This is a genomic window from Gemmobacter lutimaris, assembly GCF_003570715.1.
GTDB classification, from domain to species: domain Bacteria; phylum Pseudomonadota; class Alphaproteobacteria; order Rhodobacterales; family Rhodobacteraceae; genus Gemmobacter; species Gemmobacter lutimaris.
This window is the reverse complement of sequence record NZ_QXXQ01000004.1, coordinates 245857-265214: the sequence shown is the minus strand read 5'-3', so window position 1 is coordinate 265214 and position 19358 is coordinate 245857. Positions and strand designations below refer to the sequence as shown.

The 19358-nt window shown below is 64.0% G+C and carries 22 protein-coding genes; 11 read left to right on the top strand and 11 right to left on the bottom strand.

Translation table 11 applies throughout. From position 1 onward, the window contains the following. Positions 1–6 precede the first annotated feature (6 nt). The gene (gene groL, locus D2N39_RS09640) at positions 7–1644 is read right to left on the bottom strand and encodes a chaperonin GroEL (protein WP_119134568.1); all 1638 of its coding nucleotides are present in this window, start codon (positions 1642–1644) and stop codon (positions 7–9) included. A gap of 72 nt (positions 1645–1716) precedes the next feature. After that, positions 1717–2004, bottom strand: a complete 288-nt coding sequence (locus tag D2N39_RS09635) for a co-chaperone GroES (RefSeq protein ID WP_054301737.1) — start codon at positions 2002–2004, stop codon at positions 1717–1719. Positions 2005–2184: 180 nt separating this feature from the next. Between D2N39_RS09635 and D2N39_RS09630 the strand changes: the two genes are divergently transcribed. The 9 genes from D2N39_RS09630 to D2N39_RS09590 all read left to right on the top strand — a co-directional run bounded on the left by D2N39_RS09630 (position 2185) and on the right by D2N39_RS09590 (position 9506). Next, positions 2185–3201, top strand: a complete 1017-nt coding sequence (locus tag D2N39_RS09630; protein WP_119134689.1) for a TraB/GumN family protein — start codon at positions 2185–2187, stop codon at positions 3199–3201. A 149-nt stretch (positions 3202–3350) separates the two neighbouring features. Further along, positions 3351–3986, top strand: coding sequence for a hypothetical protein (locus tag D2N39_RS09625; protein ID WP_119134567.1), 636 nt, complete (start codon positions 3351–3353; stop codon positions 3984–3986). A 122-nt stretch (positions 3987–4108) separates the two neighbouring features. Further along, a complete protein-coding gene (locus tag D2N39_RS09620; protein WP_119134566.1) occupies positions 4109–4483 on the top strand; it encodes a GFA family protein in 375 nt (124 codons plus the stop codon). A 101-nt stretch (positions 4484–4584) separates the two neighbouring features. After that, positions 4585–5502: a manganese-dependent inorganic pyrophosphatase gene (locus tag D2N39_RS09615; protein WP_119134565.1), complete on the top strand. Its 918-nt coding sequence runs from the start codon at positions 4585–4587 to the stop codon at positions 5500–5502. Positions 5503–5627: 125 nt separating this feature from the next. Then, positions 5628–6509, top strand: coding sequence for a TIGR01459 family HAD-type hydrolase (locus D2N39_RS09610; protein WP_119134564.1), 882 nt, complete (start codon positions 5628–5630; stop codon positions 6507–6509). 116 nt (positions 6510–6625) lie between these two features. Then, positions 6626–7069, top strand: a complete 444-nt coding sequence (locus tag D2N39_RS09605; protein ID WP_054301732.1) for a MaoC family dehydratase — start codon at positions 6626–6628, stop codon at positions 7067–7069. Positions 7070–7098: 29 nt separating this feature from the next. Continuing rightward, the gene (locus tag D2N39_RS09600; RefSeq protein ID WP_119134563.1) at positions 7099–8022 is read left to right on the top strand and encodes a bifunctional riboflavin kinase/FAD synthetase; all 924 of its coding nucleotides are present in this window, start codon (positions 7099–7101) and stop codon (positions 8020–8022) included. After that, positions 8019–8465 carry a YcgN family cysteine cluster protein gene (locus D2N39_RS09595; protein WP_119134562.1) on the top strand — a complete coding sequence of 149 codons (447 nt, stop codon included), beginning with the start codon at positions 8019–8021 and terminating at the stop codon, positions 8463–8465. Before D2N39_RS09600 ends, D2N39_RS09595 begins: the two co-directional genes overlap by 4 nt. 21 nt (positions 8466–8486) lie before the next feature. Beyond that, the gene (locus D2N39_RS09590; protein WP_119134561.1) at positions 8487–9506 is read left to right on the top strand and encodes a threonine aldolase family protein; all 1020 of its coding nucleotides are present in this window, start codon (positions 8487–8489) and stop codon (positions 9504–9506) included. Here the strand turns inward: D2N39_RS09590 and D2N39_RS09585 are convergent. Continuing rightward, complete coding sequence (locus tag D2N39_RS09585) at positions 9503–10285, bottom strand: alpha/beta fold hydrolase (protein WP_119134560.1); 783 nt, start codon at positions 10283–10285, stop codon at positions 9503–9505. The two genes, D2N39_RS09590 and D2N39_RS09585, sit on opposite strands and share 4 nt — an antisense overlap. Beyond that, positions 10285–10881, bottom strand: a complete 597-nt coding sequence (locus D2N39_RS09580; RefSeq protein WP_119134559.1) for a 2-hydroxychromene-2-carboxylate isomerase — start codon at positions 10879–10881, stop codon at positions 10285–10287. Before D2N39_RS09580 ends, D2N39_RS09585 begins: the two co-directional genes overlap by 1 nt. Positions 10882–10991: 110 nt before the next feature. Between D2N39_RS09580 and D2N39_RS09575 the strand changes: the two genes are divergently transcribed. Then, positions 10992–12011: a ribose-phosphate pyrophosphokinase gene (locus D2N39_RS09575; protein WP_054301726.1), complete on the top strand. Its 1020-nt coding sequence runs from the start codon at positions 10992–10994 to the stop codon at positions 12009–12011. Between the two features lie 34 nt (positions 12012–12045). Here D2N39_RS09575 and D2N39_RS09570 read toward each other — a convergent pair whose 3' ends face one another. From D2N39_RS09570 to D2N39_RS09540, 7 genes are all read right to left on the bottom strand, one after another. Next, positions 12046–12396 (bottom strand): H-type lectin domain-containing protein, encoded by a 351-nt coding sequence (locus D2N39_RS09570; RefSeq protein WP_119134558.1) that lies wholly within the window; start codon positions 12394–12396, stop codon positions 12046–12048. A gap of 113 nt (positions 12397–12509) precedes the next feature. Beyond that, the gene (locus D2N39_RS09565) at positions 12510–12902 is read right to left on the bottom strand and encodes a F0F1 ATP synthase subunit epsilon (RefSeq protein WP_119134557.1); all 393 of its coding nucleotides are present in this window, start codon (positions 12900–12902) and stop codon (positions 12510–12512) included. Between the two features lie 10 nt (positions 12903–12912). Then, on the bottom strand, positions 12913–14337 hold the full coding sequence (atpD, locus tag D2N39_RS09560) for a F0F1 ATP synthase subunit beta (protein WP_119134556.1): 1425 nt from the start codon (positions 14335–14337) through the stop codon (positions 12913–12915). A gap of 21 nt (positions 14338–14358) precedes the next feature. Next, positions 14359–15228: a F0F1 ATP synthase subunit gamma gene (locus D2N39_RS09555; protein ID WP_119134555.1), complete on the bottom strand. Its 870-nt coding sequence runs from the start codon at positions 15226–15228 to the stop codon at positions 14359–14361. Between the two features lie 23 nt (positions 15229–15251). Next, on the bottom strand, positions 15252–16790 hold the full coding sequence (gene atpA, locus D2N39_RS09550) for a F0F1 ATP synthase subunit alpha (RefSeq protein ID WP_119134554.1): 1539 nt from the start codon (positions 16788–16790) through the stop codon (positions 15252–15254). Next, positions 16790–17350 carry a F0F1 ATP synthase subunit delta gene (locus tag D2N39_RS09545; protein ID WP_119134553.1) on the bottom strand — a complete coding sequence of 187 codons (561 nt, stop codon included), beginning with the start codon at positions 17348–17350 and terminating at the stop codon, positions 16790–16792. Before D2N39_RS09545 ends, atpA begins: the two co-directional genes overlap by 1 nt. A 266-nt stretch (positions 17351–17616) precedes the next feature. Beyond that, positions 17617–18414 (bottom strand): class I SAM-dependent methyltransferase, encoded by a 798-nt coding sequence (locus D2N39_RS09540; protein ID WP_119134552.1) that lies wholly within the window; start codon positions 18412–18414, stop codon positions 17617–17619. Between the two features lie 63 nt (positions 18415–18477). Between D2N39_RS09540 and gloB the strand changes: the two genes are divergently transcribed. Continuing rightward, a complete protein-coding gene (gene gloB, locus D2N39_RS09535) occupies positions 18478–19242 on the top strand; it encodes a hydroxyacylglutathione hydrolase (protein ID WP_119134551.1) in 765 nt (254 codons plus the stop codon). Positions 19243–19358 lie beyond the last annotated feature (116 nt).

Here is a 19358-nt window from a genome sequence, read left to right as displayed (position 1 = left end):
GGCAGATTACATCATGCCGTCCATGCCGCCCATGCCGCCCGGCATCGCCGGAGCCGACTTGTCGGCGGGCTTGTCGGCGATCATGGCTTCGGTGGTGATCAGCAGCGAGGCAACCGAGGCCGCATCTTCCAGTGCGGTGCGGGTCACCTTGGCCGGGTCGATCACACCGAAGGTGAACATGTCGCCATATTCTTCGGTCTGGGCGTTGAAGCCGAAGTTCTTGTCAACCGACTCGCGCACCTTGCCGGCCACCACGGCGCCATCGACGCCCGCGTTTTCGGCGATCTGGCGCAGCGGCGCTTCCAGCGCGCGCTTGACGATCGCAATACCGGCGTTCTGGTCGCTGTTCTGGCCGGTGAGGCCGTCCAGCGATTTGCCAGCCTGAACCAGCGCCACGCCACCGCCGACAACGATGCCTTCCTGAACGGCGGCACGGGTCGCGTTCAGCGCGTCATCCACGCGGTCCTTGCGCTCTTTCACTTCGATCTCGGTCGAACCACCGACGCGGATCACCGCAACGCCGCCAGCCAGTTTGGCCACGCGCTCTTGCAGCTTCTCACGGTCGTAATCGCTGGTGGTTTCTTCGATCTGGGTGCGGATCTGGGCCACGCGGGCCTCGATCTCGGCCTTGTCACCGGCGCCATCGACGATGGTGGTGTTGTCCTTGTTGATCGAGACTTTCTTCGCCTTGCCGAGCATGTCGATGGTGACATTCTCAAGCTTCATGCCGAGGTCATCCGAGATCACTTGACCGCCGGTCAGGATGGCGATGTCCTGCAGCATGGCCTTGCGACGATCACCGAAGCCCGGAGCTTTCACGGCAGCGATCTTCAGGCCGCCACGCAGCTTGTTGACGACGAGCGTGGCCAGAGCCTCGCCTTCCACGTCTTCGGCCACGATGATCAGCGGCTTTTGCGACTGGATCACCGCTTCCAGCAGCGGGACCATCGGTTGCAGCGACGAGAGTTTCTTCTCGTGCAGCAGGATCAGCGCGTCTTCCAGCTCCGCGACCATCTTGTCGGGGTTGGTGACGAAATAGGGCGACAGGTAGCCGCGGTCGAACTGCATGCCTTCGACGACTTCGACTTCGGTGTCCATGCCCTTGTTTTCTTCGACGGTGATGACACCCTCGTTGCCGACCTTCTGCATCGCGTCAGCGATGAAGCGGCCGATCTGGGCTTCGCCGTTGGCCGAGATGGTGCCGACCTGGGCAACTTCGTCCGAGTCCTTCACCGGACGCGCGGCGCCCTTGATGGTCTCGACGACCTTGGCGGTGGCCATGTCGATGCCGCGCTTCAGGTCCATCGGGTTCATGCCCGCGGCGACGGCCTTCAGGCCTTCCTTGATGATGGCTTGCGCCAGCACGGTCGCGGTGGTGGTGCCGTCGCCGGCCTCGTCATTGGTGCGCGAGGCGACTTCTTTCACCATCTGCGCGCCCATGTTCTCGAACTTGTCCTGAAGTTCGATTTCCTTGGCGACGGAAACGCCGTCCTTGGTGATGCGCGGGGCACCGAACGACTTCTCGATGACCACGTTGCGGCCTTTCGGGCCGAGGGTCACTTTCACGGCATCGGCGAGGATGTTCACGCCGCGCAGCATGCGGTCGCGGGCATCGGTATCGAACTTGACGTCCTTGGCAGCCATGTGCTTGCTCCAGTTGTCTTGAATTTCAGAAAATGGGGTCCGTCGCCGGCCCCCGGATCAGGAAGACCGACCTCAGGCGATGACGCCGAGGATGTCGCTTTCCTTCATGATCAGAAGCTCTTCGCCTTCCAGCGTCACTTCGGTGCCCGACCATTTGCCGAACAGGATGCGGTCGCCCGCCTTCACCGTCATGGGGATCAGCTCGCCCGAATCCTTGCGGGCGCCTTCGCCGCAGGAGACGACTTCACCCTCTGCGGGCTTTTCCTTGGCGCTGTCGGGGATGATCAGACCGCCCTTGGTCTTTTCGTCGCTCTGGACGCGCTTGACCAGAACACGGTCATGAAGCGGTTTGAAAGCCATCTGGATACACTCCCTAGGTTCCAGTTAGAAATCCGGTTAGCACTCACTTCCGGCGAGTGCCAACGCCGCGAGAGTTAGGCATGGCCCGCCGGGCTGTCAACGGTTGTGGCTGAAATTTTCGCCAAAAATTTTGTCCCGCGCCGCCTTTCCGGGGCCCGCCTGCTGTGCAAGGCTGCGGATATGTTCAAGCGTTCCCTGTTCCGTATCGCGGCGCTCGCGCTGACCTTCCTCGCCCTGCCCCAGGAAGGGGCCGCCCGCTGTGCCGGGAAGAACCTGCTGGCCGACCTGCCCGCCGCCGATTCGGCGGAACTGGCCGCCGCGACCGCGGCGCAGCCCTATGCGCAGGGCAATCTGTGGCGGGCAACCAAGGGCGACCGTCAGGTCTATCTGCTGGGCACCTATCACATGCCCGATGCCCGGCACGCCGCGACCATGGCCGAGGTGACCCCGCTGCTGGCCGGTGTCGATACCCTGCTGGTCGAGGCAGGGCCAGAGGAGGAGCATGCGCTGAAGCGCGAGATTGCCAGCAATCCGGGGCTGCTGTTCCTGACCGAGGGGCCAAGCCTGCTGGAACGCTTTGGCCCCGAGGAATGGGCCGGTGTTGCCGCGGCACTGGAGGCGCGCAAGATGCCTGCCTTCATGGCCGCCAAGATGCGGCCCTGGTATCTGGCGACCATGCTGGGCATCGCGCCCTGCGACATGGCCGAGGCGCAGGCGGGCCGCGGACTGGATCATCTGCTGATGGAACAGGCGGCAGAAACCGGGGTGCCGGTGCGGGCGCTGGAACCCTTCACCACCCTGTTCGCCATCTTCGACGAATTGTCGATGGAGGAACAGATCGACATGCTGCGCGCCACGCTTCAGATGGAGCCGCAGATCGCCGATTTCGCCACCACCATGGCCGACGGCTATTTCGCCGGCGACACCCGCCGCATCTGGGAATACATGCGGCTGTCGAGCCACGATGCCCACGGCTACACGCCGGAAAAGGCCGAGGCGGAATTTGCCCGGATGGAAGACATCCTGATGACCCGCCGCAACAAGGCGTGGATTCCGGTGATCGAGGAAACCAGCGCGACCGGCCCCACCTTCGCGGCCTTCGGCGCCCTGCATCTGGCGGGCAAGACCGGCGTATTGAACCTGCTGGCCGAACAGGGCTGGACGGTGGAGCGGATCGTGCTGCCGTCGGAGAAGTGAGGAGTGCGAATAGAAAGCCCGCTCTGTGTCCAAACCCACAGATGCTGCGCATTGCGCCGATGCCCGCACCTCACCACTCAGGGCAAACGTGGTGGACAACATTGACGACAACCTGAATATGTAAGCGCCATAAAAGCAGGAAACCCTAAATGTCTTTCACTCCAACGTGGGAGCTGCTGCGATCGTTTGGTAGCTCAAGATTTGCGAAGCTGAGCGTCTTTGTCCCAGTCTTTGGGTATTTTATTGTCTTCAACGACGCGTTTGTTGCGCTGGTCGGCTCGTCTATGGAATGGGCGTGTGTGGCATTTGAGAGCGCTGCCTGTGACGATGGTGGTTTCGCTAGACTCGACGATGATTTCATGCTTCGCAAGGTAGTGAATATATACATCGCTCTTTCTGCGCTCGGCTTATCCACCGTAATCTTCCATGGCTTATGCCCCCATGAAATAAAGAAGTTTTGGCACGTTGAGGACTACGTTTCCGAGAACACCAAGGTGTTTCACAACGAGTTCAATCGTCGAATTCGTATGATTCTGGACAAGAAATTGCCCGGGGATACCTCGCGTATTCAAAATACCTTTAACCACTACAAAGAGCATGACCGTCCCAAAGCCAGCGAAATGTATGACAGAGACATCCTTGCATTATGGTTCTCTTTTCAAAACACTCGTTTTGCGCTCGCGCGCTGGACATGTTTCGTTTTGTTCGCTGTCGGCATGGCACTTCTGACTTACCCAACGGTGGCAGTGTTTTTCAAAGTTTGCGCAATCTTGTTGGGGCGATAGAAATCATACACGCTCAACGCAAAATGCGCCATTGGCGGAGCCGCAGCGAAAGTCAACTTCGTCCGCAAAGCTGCCTCCGCTACTGGTAAGTCCCTGTCCCACAATCAAACGGAGCCAACCCCATGACCTCCATCACCGGCGGATGCCTTTGCGGGGCCTTGCGGATCGAGGCGCGGGGGCGGCCGTTGCGGGTGGGCATCTGTCATTGTCTTGACTGCCGCAAGCATCACGGGGCGCTGTTTCATGCCTCGGCGATCTTTCCCGAAACGGCGGTCACCGTGACCGGCACGGCGCACAGCTTTGCCGGGCGGTTCTTCTGCCCAACCTGCGGTTCGCCGGTGTTTTCGCGCACGGGCACCGAGGTGGAGGTGCATCTGGGCACGCTGGACGCGCCCGACCAGTTCGTGCCCGGCTATGAGCTTTGGACCATCCGCCGCGAAAGCTGGCTGCCGCCCTTCCCCGGCACACGGCTTTATCCGCAGGACCGCGACGAATGACCCATCGGCGGCAAGCTGTCGCCCCGCCCCCAGCCTCCCGTGACAAGCGCGCTTTCCTTGCCTATAAGGCGCGCGAAACCATTCCAGATACGGGTTAGATCATGATCAAGGTCTTCGGCCACAAATCCCCCGACACCGATTCCACCGGCTCGCCCATCGCATGGGCCTGGTATCTGACCGAGGTGAAAGGCACCCCGGCCAAGGCCGTGCTGCTGGGTGAGCCCAATACCGAGGCAGCCTTCGTGCTGAAGCACTGGGATCTGCCGAACCCCGCGATCATCGCCGATGTGGCGGCGGGCGAGGAAGTTGTGATCGTTGACACCAACAACCCGGCCGAACTGCCGCCCTCGGTGAACGAGGCGAAGATCCTCGGTATCATCGACCATCACATGCTGGTCGGCGGCATCAAGACCAAGACGCCGATCGACATCACGATGCGGCCGCTCGCCTGCACCTCGACCATCCTCTACGATCTGATGGGCGCCGACGTGGCGCGCGCACCGCGCGGCATCAAGGGCGCCATGCTGTCCTGCATCCTGTCGGATACGCTGGAATTCCGCAGCCCCACCACCACCGACCATGACCGCAAGGTGGCCGAGGCGCTGGCCGCAGATCTGGGTGTCTCGATCCCCGAATTCGCCGCCGCCATGTTCGAGGCGAAGTCCGATGTCTCGGCCTTCTCGGATGCCGAACTGCTGCGGATGGATTCGAAAGAATACAATGTCGCCGGCAAGGAACTGCGCGTCAGCGTGCTGGAAACCACCGCGCCGAAAATCCTGCTGGACCGCAAGGACAGCCTGATGGCTTCGATGCCCGCCATCGCGCAGGAAGATGGCGCCGATCAGGTGCTGCTGTTCATCATCGACATCCTGAAGGAAGAGGCCACGCTGCTGGTGCCGAACGATCTGGTCAAGCAACTGGCCGAAGCCTCGTTCGGCTGCGCGGTGTCCGGCGATACCGTGGTGCTGCCGGGCATCATGAGCCGCAAGAAGCAGATCATCCCGTCGCTGACGCTCTGATCGCCTGACGTTTCAAAACCGGGCCGGGGAACCCTCCCCGGCCCGTCGCCGTTCTGCCCTGCTGTCACAAAGCTGTCGGGCCATTGCGCCAGACTGCGCCCGATCTGTTCCCTGAAAGGCCCGCCATGACCCAGATGATCGCCTCGCTTTCCGAAATTTCCGGCCGCTACCGCGCGGTGTTCTGCGATCTCTGGGGCTGCCTGCACAATGGCAAGACCCCCTTCCCCGCCGCCGTCGCCGCCTTGCAGCAGCTCCGCGCGAATGGTGTCTTCGTCGTCCTGATGACCAATGCGCCGCGCCCCTTCGGCTCGGTTGCGGCACAGCTTGACCGGATCGGGGCGCCGCGCGACTGCTATGACATGATCGTATCCTCGGGCGATGCCGCGCAGCAGGCGCTGGTCAGCGGCGCAGTCGGGCGTCGCGTGGCCTTCCTTGGCGCGGAAAAGGACATGCCGTTCTTCACTGACCTGCCGCCCGAATTGCAGGGCCATGACCCGATCACCTTCGTTCCGATGGCCGAGGCCGAGGGCATCGTCTGCACCGGCCTGCGCGACGATCTGACCGAGACGCCCGAGGATTACCGGACCGAGCTGGCGCTGGGCAAGGCGCGCGGGCTGACCATGCTTTGCGCCAACCCCGATATCGTGGTCGATATGGGCGACAAGCGGGTCTATTGCGCCGGGGCATTGGCGAAGGATTACGAAGAACGCGGCGGCACCGCGCTGTATTTCGGTAAGCCGCATCCGCCGATCTATGACCTCGCCCGCCGGAAAATTGCCGAAACCGCCGAACCCCTGTCCAATGACGACATCCTGTGCATTGGCGACGGTCCCTGGACCGATATTCTGGGTGGCCAGAACGAGGGGATCGACACGCTCTTCATCACCGGCGGCATCGCGGCAAGCCATTTCGGATCGGATTCTGCCCGTCCTGACAATGGCTTGCTGGAAAGCTGGCTTGAGGCCGAAGGGCTGGCCCCCACCTATGCGATGCCGCATCTCGGCTGATGACGCGGTAACATTATTACCACTTTTGTCGCACCTGCGCCAATTTATTACCCGCGCGATTGCGCTGCAACGCAGCATCTGCTATGTTGCAGCGCAGGAACCGGAGGATTCGCAGGATGCTCGACAACATGCCCCGCGGGACGATCTGCATTGAAGACATCGAAATCGGCATGAGCCGCCATCTGAGGAAAACCGTGACCGACCGGGATATTGAGCTTTTCGCCGAGGTCTCGACCGACCGGAACCCGGTGCATCTGGACGATGCCTATGCGCAGGACACCATCTTTGAAGGGCGCATCGCCCACGGAATGCTGACCGCCGGGCTGATTTCGGCGGTGATCGGCGAACAGCTTCCCGGCCATGGCACCGTCTATCTGGGCCAGTCACTGAAGTTCATGGCGCCCGTGCGCCCCGGCGATACCGTCTATGCCGAGGTCAAGGTGACGGCCATTGACCATGCGAAGCGCCGGGTGACCCTTGAAACCCATTGCGCCGTGGGTAATACCGTGGTGCTGAAGGGCGAGGCGCTGGTTCTGGCACCAAGCCGCAAGTTCGACTGAGGGCAGGACGGCCCTCGCCACGGGGTCGCATGAAGATAGTCAGGCACTGGCAGAGGCTGGCACCGCAGGATCGCGGTGCGTCGATTGCCATGGGCAATTTCGATGGCGTGCATCTGGGGCACCGCTCGGTGATCGAGGCGGCGGCTGCGCACGGACCGCTGGGCGTGCTGACTTTCGAGCCTCACCCGCGCGAGTTTTTCGCCCCCACCGCCCCGCCCTTCCGGCTGATGAATGCCGAGGCGCGGGCCAACCGGCTGGCCAAGCTGGGCGTAGCCCATCTTTATGAACTGCCGTTCAACGCCACCATGGCGGCCTTTACCCCGGCGGAATTCGCCGAAGAGGTGCTGGCGCGCGGTCTGGGTGCCGCCCATGTCACCGTTGGCGCTGATTTCTGTTTTGGCAAAGGTCGTAGCGGCACGGTCGCGGATCTGAAGGCAGAGGGCGCGCGACTGGGCTTTGGCGTCACCGTCGCACCGCTGCTGAAGATCGGTGCGCAGGAAGTCTCCTCCACCGCCATCCGCACCGCCTTGGCCGAAGGCCGCCCGCGCGATGCCGCCGACATGCTGGGCCACCTGCATCGGATCGACGGCGAAGTGCTGCATGGCGAGAAACGTGGCCGCGAACTGGGCTTTCCCACCGCGAACATGAGCGTGGCGGGCCTGCATCTGCCAAAGCTTGGCGTCTATGCGGTGAAGGTCGATGTGCTGACCGGGCCGCAGGCTGGCAGCTATGGTGGCGCGGCAAGCCTTGGTGTGCGGCCGATGTTCGGGGAAAACACCCCGAACCTTGAAACCTATATCTTTGATTTCAAGGGCGATCTTTACGGACAGCACATTTCCGTCGCGCTGGTCGATTACCTGCGACCGGAGATGAAGTTCGACGGCCTGCCCGCGCTCATCGACCAGATGAACACCGATTGCGCCCGCGCGCGCGACATTCTGGCGGGGGCATGATGCGCCCGCGCTTCTGGGAAACCGTGCCGCTGGACCGGATGCGCCCCGAGGAATGGGAAGCGCTGTGCGACGGCTGCGGCAAGTGCTGTCTGAACAAGATCGAATATGAAGACACCGGCGAGGTGGAATTCACCCGCATCGCCTGTCGCCTGCTGGACGGCGAGACCTGCCGCTGCACACAATATCCGATCCGCAAGCAATTCGTGCCCGATTGCGTGCAGCTGACACCCGCAACGCTCCCGAATATCGCCTACTGGATGCCGCGAACCTGTGCTTACCGTCTGCTGCATGAGGGCAAGCCCTTGCCCGACTGGCACCCGCTGCTGACCGGAAACCCGGAATCGGTGCACGAGGCCGGGGCAAGTGTGCGCGGCTGGACGGTGCCGGAATTCGAAGTTCCCGAAGAAGACTGGGACGATTACGTCATCGACGAAACGCCCTGACCCTGCCAGCGGAGGCCCCCGATGTATTTCACCTCTGACAATGCTGCCGGTGTGCCGCCCGAGGTTCTGGCCGCGCTGGCCGAAGCAAACGGCGGATATACCAAGGGCTACGGCGCCGAGGATCTGTCACTGACGGTCGAGGCCCGGCTGCGCGAGGTTCTGGAGGCGCCGGAGGCACGGGTATTCCTCGTCGCCACCGGCACGGCGGCCAATGCGCTGGCGCTGGCCTGCCTATGCCCCCCCTGGGGCACAGTGCTGTGTCATCCGCAGGCCCATATCGCCGAGGATGAATGCGGCGCGCCTGAGTTCTTCACCCATGGCGCGAAGCTCGTGCATTGCGCGGGCGCCCATGGCCGCATCGCGCCCGAGGCGCTGGCGCAGGCCATCGCCGCCACCGGGCAAAGCGTGCACAACACCCAGCGCGGCGCGCTGTCGCTGACGAATGTGACAGAGGCGGGCACTGTTTACTCCGCCGCGCAGACCGCGCAACTGGCCGGAATGGCGCGCAGTGCCGGGATACCTGTGCATCTCGATGGCGCGCGCTTTGCCAATGCGGTAGTGGCCACTGGCGCCAGCCCCGCCGATCTGACCTGGCGCGCCGGGGTCGATGCCCTGTCCTTCGGCGGCACCAAGAACGGACTGATGGGGGTGGAGGCGGTGGTGATCTTCGACCCCGCCCGCGCCTGGGAATTTGAGTTGCGCCGCAAACGGGGTGGGCATCTGCTGTCGAAGGGCCGTTATCTGGCGGCGCAGATGGCGGCAATGCTGGAGGGCAACCGCTGGCTCGACTGGGCCGCGCAGGCCAATGCAATGAGCGCCCGGCTGGCCGAGGGGCTGGTGGCACGCGGCATCGCGCTGCGCCATCCAGTCGAGGCCAATATCCTGTTCCCGCTCTGGCCCGTTGGCACTTCGGCCCGGCTGCGCGCGGGCGGGGCGATGTTCTATGACATGCCCGCGCCTGCGGGGCAGGAAGGCGCGCGACTGGTCACAAGCTGGGCCACGACCGAGGCGGATGTGGACCTCTTCCTCGCGCTGATCTAGCCGCGCATCGCCTCGGCCACCGCGGCGGGATGGGTGATCGGCACCATATGGGCCGCCCCCGGCACCGCCACCCGCCGCGCGCCCGGAATCCGCGCCCCCAGCGCGGTATGGATCGCCCCGATCACTGCAGGGCTTTCGGCGCCCTCGACCAGCAGCACCGGCACCCCGATCGCCTCCAGCCGCCCCGGTGCGGTCAGGCCCGGCCGATCCTCCAGCAGCACCGGGTTCTGCGCCCGCACCAGCGGCATGCGATCCGCCATATAGCGGCGCTGCATCTCGGGCAGGCTGGCGAAATCGCCGACGCCCCAGTGTTTGTGAAACAGCGCGGCGGCGGCGAACGGCTCGCCATCCATCTGCGCGTCAACCGCCATGTAGATGCGGGCGAAATCATCAAACTCCGGCGTGCCCCGCACGATGGCAAAGAGCACCGGCTCGATCAGCACCAGACGGCGCACCAGATCTGGCCGCTCCACCGCCAACCGCAGTGCGACGGTGCCGCCGAAGCTGTGTCCGATCAGGTCAATCGGGCCATCCGCACGCTCTGCCAGTTCGGCGGCAATACGGGTGGCGAGGCCGTGCAGATCGTCCCCCGGCGGCAAATCGGCGCTGCGGCCATGGCCCGGCAGATCGGGCGCCACCAGCGCCAGTTCCGGCAGCGCGGCAGCAAGGCCGGACCACGCGCCCGCATGGGCGAGCGAACAATGCAGCGCCAGCGCTGCGCGCCCACCCTGACCCCAGTGCCGATGCGCGGTCGGATGGCCTGCGATGGTTTCCAGCATCAGAGCTTGCCCGACAGATGCAGGTCGAGATCTTCAAGGTGGTCCTGGCCCCAGAACCCCTCGCCGTCCACCAGATAGAAGGGTACGCCGAATACGCCGCGCGATACTGCCTCCTCCAGATTGACGGCATAGGTTTCCGCCGCCGCCAACATGCCACGCTGCGCGATGGCCGGCTCGAACCCCGCCTGCGCCAACACTGCGGCAATCACCTCATCATCGGCGATATCCCGGTTCTCGGCCCAGCAGGCGCGCGCCAGCCCATGCGCCAGCGCGCCCACGTCGCCACCGCCCGCCGCCTGCGCCGCGATGATCGCATAGCCCGAGGGCGCCGGATTGACCGGCCAGAACAGCGGCTGTTCGTTCAGCACCAGCCCGTGCTTGCGCGACTGGCGACGCAACTCCTGCAAGCGATAGGCGCGGCGGCTTTCGTGCCGCTGCGCCAGCGGCTGCCCGCCGGTCCGCGCGAACAGCCCAGCCGGATCCAGCGGCTTGTAGCTGATCGAGGCGCCGTGACGCGCCGCAATCTCTTCGAGCCGCTGTCCCGCCAGATAGACAAAGGGCGAAACGGCGGCGAAGTAATAGTCGATATGCGGCATGACGGGCCTCCCCGAAGGCGTGAAGATTTGCGCCGACCGTAACCCGGTGGTAAGCGGTGTCAACGCTACCGGACGGTTGCGAATCCGCCGCTCTTTACAGGACCTCCCACATGGCTGCCACCACCGAACCCAAGCTGATCGCCGGAAATGCCAATCGCGCGCTGGCGAAATCCATCGCGCGGCGCATGTCGATGCACCGTGGCATGCAGGTCGGGCTGGTGGATGCGCGGGTCGAACGCTTCAATGACGGCGAGGTGTTCGTCGAGGTGTTCGAGAATGTGCGTGGCGAGGATATGTATATCATCCAGCCGACCTCGCGCCCGGCCAATGACAACCTGATGGAACTCTTGATCATCGCCGATGCGCTGCGCCGTTCGTCGGCCGACCGCATCACCGCTGTCATCCCTTATTTCGGCTATGCCCGTCAGGATCGCCGCGCCAAGGCCCGCACCCCGATCAGCGCCAAACTGGTGGCGAACCTGCTGACCGAGGCCGGGATTGACCGCATCCTGACGCTGGATCTGCATGCGGCGCAGATTCAGGGCTTCTTCGACATCCCGGTAGACAACCTTTACGCCAGCCCGATCTTCGCGCTGGACATCGAGCACCATTTCAAGGGCCAGATGGACGATCTGATGATCGTCTCGCCCGACGTGGGCGGTGTGGCGCGGGCGCGCGAACTGGCCAAGCGGATCAATGCGCCGCTGTCCATCGTGGACAAGCGGCGGGAAAAGGCGGGCGAAGTCGCCGGGATGACCGTGATCGGCGATGTGAAGGGTCGCAAGTGCATCATCGTCGATGACATCTGCGATACCGCCGGAACGCTGTGCAAGGCCGCCGAGGTGCTGCTGGAGAATGGCGCGACCGAGGTGCACAGCTACATCACCCATGGCGTGCTGTCGGGCCCGGCGGTCGAACGGGTGCAGAATTCGGTCATGAAATCGCTGGTCATCACCGATTCCATCGAACCGACCGAGGCGGTGAAGAACTGCCCCAATATCCGCATCGTGCCGACGGCGCCGATGTTCGCGCAAGCGATCCTGAACATCTGGCACGGCACCAGCGTATCGTCGCTGTTTGAAACCGAAACGCTGGTCCCGATCTACGAAGGGCTTTACCAGCGCGGCTGAGATTGACCGAAAAGCCGCCCTTGGGGCGGCTTTTTCAATAGAGTTGCCAGTTATCCTCGTCCTGCACCGGACCAATGGCTATCCAGTCGGCGCGCACCCGCGCAACGCGCGTGTCGCCCCAGGTGCGGAACACGATGTGAAATCCATTTTCGGTCACATTCTCGGCCGTCAGATCGGCGCGGGAATTGTGCTTGTGGTCCATATCCCACATCGACACGCCCAGCGAAACCACAGGCGGTTCAAGGAAAGCCTCTTTGAAGGTCACGATGAACCGGCTTTCGCGCGGCCCCTGCCCCGTCCACATCACACCGCCATCGGCGAAATCCGAGAACAGCACGCGGCTGCCCTGGTCCACGCCAAAAGATCCGGTGTTGAAACGTCGCATGCGGGGGTGCTCCTCTCCGGGGCGATGATCCGCACGAATCCCGGCAAATTTTTGGTAACATAATGAAAAAGGCCCCGAAAGATCGGGGCCTTTCGAATTCGGGCGCTTCCCGCTCAGTGCGTCGCGGCGTAGCGCAGCGCTTGCAGGTCGTTGACGATCTTGTCGCCCGCGTCCTTGTCCTCGGCCATGGCCGCAAGGTCGCGCGCTTCCTGGATCAGCTCGTCCAGCAGGGTGCCGGTCAGGTCGCTGACCGGGATCGCCCGCTCCGCCAGAACCGTCACGCCCGAGGCGGTGATCTCTGCGAAGCCGCCGGTGACCGCGAAGGCCAGCGTGGCTTGCGGCGAAACCGCCTTCAGGATGCCGGGGCGCAGGGTGGTGATGGTGGCCGCGTGGCCTTCCATCGCCGTCATGTCGCCATCGGCCCCCGGGATCTGCACCTCTGTCACCTGGGCGGAAGCAAGCTTCCGCTCGGGCGACACCAGGTCGAATTGCAGGGTGTTGGCCATTTATGCCCCCTTACGCCGCAGCCGCGGCGAGCTTCTGGGCCTTGGCCTTCACCTCTTCAATGTCGCCGACCATGTAGAAGGCGGCTTCCGGCAGGTGGTCGTATTCGCCGTTCACCACAGCCTTGAACGAGGCGATGGTTTTTTCCAGCGGCACCTGAACGCCGTCCGAGCCGGTGAAGACCTTCGCCACGTCGAAAGGCTGCGACAGGAAGCGCTGGATCTTGCGGGCACGGGCCACGGTCAGCTTGTCCTCTTCCGACAGTTCGTCCATCCCGAGGATGGCGATGATGTCCTGAAGCGACTTGTAGCGCTGAAGGATGCCCTGCACCTGACGGGCGACGTTGTAGTGCTCTTCGCCGATCACCGACGGGTCCAGCAGACGCGAGGTCGAGTCGAGCGGGTCAACCGCCGGGTAGATCCCCAGTTCCGAGATCGCGCGCGACAGCACCGTGGTGGCATCGAGGTGGGCGAACGAGGTGGCGGGCGCCGGGTCGGTAAGGTCGTCGGCCGGAACGTAGATCGCCTGCACCGAGGTGATCGAGCCGTTCTTGGTCGAGGTGATACGCTCTTGCAGGGCGCCCATGTCGGTCGCCAGCGTCGGCTGGTAGCCCACCGCCGAAGGAATACGACCCAGCAGAGCCGACACTTCCGAACCGGCCTGGGTGAAGCGGAAGATGTTGTCCACGAAGAACAGCACGTCCGTCCCCGACTGGTCGCGGAACTGCTCGGCCAGCGTCAGGCCGGTCAGCGCCACGCGGGCACGCGCGCCCGGCGGTTCGTTCATCTGGCCGTAGACAAGCGCCACTTTCGAGGCGGTCAGGTCGTCGGTCTTGATAACGCCCGATTCGATCATCTCGTGATAGAGGTCGTTGCCTTCACGGGTCCGCTCACCCACGCCGGCGAACACGGAATAGCCCGAGTGCACCTTGGCGATGTTGTTGATGAGTTCCATGATGAGAACGGTCTTGCCCACGCCGGCGCCGCCGAACAGGCCGATCTTGCCGCCTTTGGCATAGGGGGCCAGCAGGTCGATGACCTTGATGCCGGTCACCAGAACCTGGCTTTCGGTCGCTTGCGACGCGAAATCCGGGGCTTTCTGGTGGATGGCGCGCTTTTCGCTCGCCACGACCGGGCCCTTTTCGTCCACCGGCTCGCCGATGACGTTCAGGATGCGGCCGAGGGTGGCGTCGCCCACCGGCACCGAGATCGGCGCGCCGGTGTCGGTCACCTTGGCGCCGCGGACGAGACCTTCGGTCGCGTCCATGGCGATGGTGCGGACGGTGTTTTCACCGAGGTGCTGGGCGACTTCCAGAACCAGCGGCTTGCCGTTGTTGTCGGTTTCGAGGGCGTTCAGAATGGCCGGCAGGGCGCCATCGAACTGAACGTCCACAACGGCGCCGATGACCTGCGTCACTTTGCCTTGTGCTTGTGCCATGTCGTTTCTCCGTTCGGGTCGTCAGAGCGCCTCGGCGCCCGAGATGATTTCGATAAGCTCTTTGGTGATCGCGGCCTGACGGCTCCGGTTATACTGGATCGTCAGCTTGTTGATCATGTCGCCCGCGTTGCGGGTCGCATTGTCCATCGCGCTCATCCGGGCCCCCTGTTCGGAAGCCCCGTTTTCCAGAAGGGCGGTGAAGATCTGCATCGCGACGCCGCGCGGCAGCAGGTCGGCGAGGATCGCCTCTTCGCTGGGCTCGTAGTCGTAGAGCGTATTCGTGGCCACCGCCTCGCCCGGCTGGGCGGGGATGATCTGCTGCGCGGTCGGGATCTGCGAGATCACCGACTGGAAGCGGTTGAAGAAGATCGTCGCCACATCGAACTCGCCCGCGTCATAGCGGTTGAGGATGTCGCGGGCGATTTCCTGGGCATTGACATAGCCCACACGCTTCACGTCCGACAGATCGACATGGCCGACGAAATGGTCGCCCAAGTCGCGGCGCAGCTGCTCGCGGCCCTTCTTGCCTACGGTCAGGATCTTGACGACCTTGCCCTGGGCCAGAAGCTCGTTGGCCCGCGCACGGGCAAGCCGCACGATGGTCGTGTTGAAACCGCCGCAGAGACCGCGTTCCGCCGTCATCACCACCAGCAGATGCACCTTGTCGGCGCCCGTCCCGGCCAGAAGCCGGGGCGCGCCATCGGAGCCGCCGACCGAAGTTGCCAGCCCCGCGATGACCGCATTCATGCGATCGGCGTAGGGACGGGCGGCCTCGGCGGCCTCTTGCGCGCGGCGAAGTTTCGCCGCGGCAACCATCTGCATGGCCTTCGTGATCTTCCGCGTATTCTTGACGCTTCCGATCCGGTTTTTCAGGTCCTTAAGGCTGGGCATATCCCTGTCCTCTCAGCCCGCGCTTACGCGAAGGTCTTGGCGAAGTCGGCGATAGCGGCCTTCAGTTTCTCTTCATCCGCGCCCTTGATCTTCGGGTCGGCCGTGGTCAGCCAGTCGAGGATGTCCTTGCGCTGACCGCGCAGGTAGGACAGCAGACCGGCTTCAAACCGGCCCACATCCTTGACGGCAACCTTGTCGAGGAAGCCCGCAGTGCCCGCATAGATCACGCAGACGATTTCCGCGTTGGTCAGCGGCGAGTATTGCGGCTGCTTCATCAGCTCGGTCAGGCGCGCACCACGGTTCAGCAGGGCTTGCGTCGAGGCATCGAGGTCCGAACCGAACTGGGCGAAAGCGGCCATCTCGCGGTATTGGGCGAGCGACAGTTTCACCGGGCCAGCCACGGTTTTCATGGCGTTGGTCTGGGCGGACGAGCCCACACGCGACACCGAGAGACCCGTGTTCACAGCCGGGCGAATGCCCTGATAGAACAGTTCGGTTTCAAGGAAGATCTGGCCGTCGGTGATCGAGATCACGTTGGTCGGGATGAAGGCCGACACATCGCCGCCCTGGGTTTCGATGATCGGCAGCGCGGTCAGCGAGCCGGCACCGAAATCCTCGTTCAGCTTGGCCGAACGCTCCAGCAGACGCGAGTGCAGGTAGAACACGTCGCCCGGATAGGCTTCACGCCCCGGCGGACGGCGCAGCAGCAGCGACATCTGACGATATGACACAGCCTGTTTCGACAGGTCATCATAGATGATCAGCGCGTGACGGCCGTTGTCGCGGAAATATTCCGCCATGGCGGTCGCCGAATAGGGCGCGAGGAACTGCATCGGCGCCGGGTCCGAGGCGGTCGCGGCCACGACGATGGTGTAGTCGATGGCGCCGGTCTCTTCCAGCTTCTTCACCAGCTGCGCCACGGTCGAGCGCTTCTGGCCGACGGCGACGTAGATGCAGTAGAGCTTCTTCGACTCGTCCGAACCGGCAGCCTCGTTATACGACTTCTGGTTCAGGATGGCGTCCAGCGCGACAGCGGTCTTGCCGGTCTGACGGTCGCCGATGATCAGCTCGCGCTGGCCACGGCCAATCGGGATCATGGCGTCAACGGCTTTCAGGCCGGTCGCCATCGGCTCGTGCACCGATTTCCGCGGAATGATGCCCGGTGCCTTCACGTCGGCGATGCGACGCTCGGTCGCCACGATCGGACCCTTGCCGTCGATCGGGTTGCCAAGGCCGTCAACGACGCGGCCCAGCAGGCCCTCGCCTGCCGGCACGTCCACGATGGACTTGGTGCGCTTGACGGTGTCGCCTTCCTTGATGTCCTGGTCGGAGCCGAAGATCACGACGCCGACGTTATCGACTTCGAGGTTCAGCGCCATCCCGCGGATGCCGCCGGGGAATTCCACCATTTCACCGGCCTGGACATTGTCCAGCCCGTGCACACGCGCAATACCGTCGCCAACCGACAGCACGCGGCCGACTTCGGCCACAGCAGCGTCAGTGCCGAAGTTCTTGATCTGCTCCTTGAGGATCGCAGAGATCTCAGCAGCCTGGATTCCCATCACCCAACCTCTTTCATTGCATTCTGGAGAGCCGCGAGCTTGGACTTGATCGAGGTGTCGATCATGGTCGAGCCCAGGCGGACAACAAGACCACCGATGAGGCTTTCATCGACGGCGACTTTGACTTTCACTTCCTTGCCCACGCGCGCCTTCAGCGAGGCGGCCAGCTTGGCGGCCTGTTCCGGCGACAGCGCGGTGGCGGCGGTGACCTCGGCGGTCATCTCGCCTTTTTCGGCAGCGATCCGGTCGCGCAGCGTGGCAACCAGCTGCGGCAGCACGAACAGACGGCGCTTGGACGCCATCAGGGCAAGGGTATTCGCGGTCAGGGTCGAAAGACCCATCTTGGCGGCAAGGGCCGCAATGGCATTGCCCTGATCCTCGCGCGAGTAAAGCGGCGAGCCGATCAGATCACGCAGGTCGGCGCTGGACTGAAGGGCGGCGTCGAGTGCATCGACATCCCCCTCAAGTGCCTTCAGGCCATTCGCCTCTTTTGCGAGGTCGAACAGCGCGGTTGCGTAACGCGCGGCAATGCCGGAGGAGATCGAAGCTGTTTCGGACACGTCAACCCTTCCGCTGGCTGTGCCCCATGCCGGCGCGGAAGAGCGCTGGCCAGAGGCTTCCTGTGGCGCATGTTTGCACATGCGTCTCAAATTCGAGGCGTCTCTAGCAGAGGTCCCCTAATGCCGCAACCGTGAACAGCGCCGGAATCGGGCATGTTTGTCGCAAACATCCAGGGGTTTGGCAGTCGGCTGTTCGTTTGTGTCGCTACAATGACGGCCCGACCAGAATCGCCACTTCTTTCGGCACCTCCGACATGGGCTCGCAGCTATTGACCGCGCGCCCGCGCGAGGGCCGTTTCCGGCGGCGCACCGGCGCGCATCGCAGGTTCGGGGGCGGCAGCGCCCGCGCCTTCCCACACCCGCAGCGGCTTCTTGACCACGGCGCCAAGGCCGCCCCGCGTGGGGGCGTAGATCTGTTTCGACGCCTCGACCATCAGCACCCCGCCCGCGATCCAGGGCGCGAAACGGCGCCCCGTGCGTTCCCAGAAATTGGCGGTGCGCAGCCAGAAGCGTTTGATCGAGGGCGGGGCGTAAAGCGCCGCAACATGGCGTTCGGGGGTGAAGCCCGCGCGGCGCAACTGCGACTCCACCTGCCCCAGCGAATAGGGGCGGCCAAAGCCGAAAGGAGTGCCATCGCCCCTTGCCCAAAGGCCGGAACGGTTGGGCACCACGAACAGCACCTTCCCCCCCGGCCCCAGCACGCGATGCGCCTCCTCCAGCACGGCCGAGGGCTGTTCCGAGGTTTCCAGCCCGTGCATCAGCACCAGCCGGTCCACGAAGCCGGTGGACAGCGGCCATGCGGTTTCCTCGCACAGCACGCTCACATTCTCCATGCCCGCCGGCCAGGGCATCACGCCCTGCGGACCGGGCATCAGGCCGATGACACGCCGCGCCTCGGGCAGATAAGGGCGCAGCAGCGGCACGGCGAACCCGAATCCCGCCACGGTCTGCCCGGCCATCGGCGGCCACATCGCCACCACCTGATCGCGGATCGCCCGCTGCGCCACCCGGCCAAGGGCGGTGCGGTAATAGAAATTGCGCAGGTCGAGCACGTCGAGATGCATTGCGGGCGGGTCCGTTCACGGCCAATCTGAAAGATGACCTTAGCCGATCAGACAGGAAACGCCATGCTGCAACTCGTCACCGTCCCCTGCCTCGCGGACAACTATGCCTTTCTTGTGCATGATTCCGTGACCGGCCAGACCGCCTTGATCGACGCACCGGAACCGGGACCCATCCTGACCGCGCTGCGCCAGCATGGCTGGGGGCTGGATGACATCCTGCTGACGCACCACCATTGGGACCATATCGACGGCACCGCGGCCCTGGTCGAGGCGACGGGTGCGCGGGTCACCGGGGCCGCCGCCGATGCCCACCGCCTGCCCCCGCTGGACCGCGCCGTCGCTCCGGGCGACCGCATCACCATCTGCGGAGAATCCGTCGATGTGATCGACGTGCCCGGCCATACCGTCGGTCATGTCGCCTTCCACTTTCCCGACAGCAAGTTGGCCTTCACCGGCGACAGCCTGATGGCGCTGGGATGCGGCCGCCTGTTCGAAGGGACGCCCGCCCAGATGTGGGACAGCCTGACCCGGCTGGCCGCCCTGCCCCGCGACACGCTGATCTGTTCGGGCCATGAATACACCACCTCCAACGGCCGTTTCGCCCTGAGCCTTGAAGACGTGCCGCCCGCGCTTATCTTGCGGATGGAGGGGGTGGAGCGTGCCCGCGCCGCCGGTCAGCCCACGGTGCCCTCGACCCTTGCCGAAGAGCTTGCCACCAACCCGTTCCTGCGCGCCCGCGACCCGGCAATGAAAGCCGCGCTGGGAATGGCCGATGCACAAGATGCTGCGGTTTTCGCGGCTTTGCGCGCCCGGAAGGACAAATTCTGACCTGTAGGCGGATGCCGCCACCCCGGTCCGATCACAATTTGCAACCACCTCCGGGGAAACGGCTGTTTTTGTCAAATAGCACTTGAAGCCTCGCGCAGAAAACCGAACTTTAACCT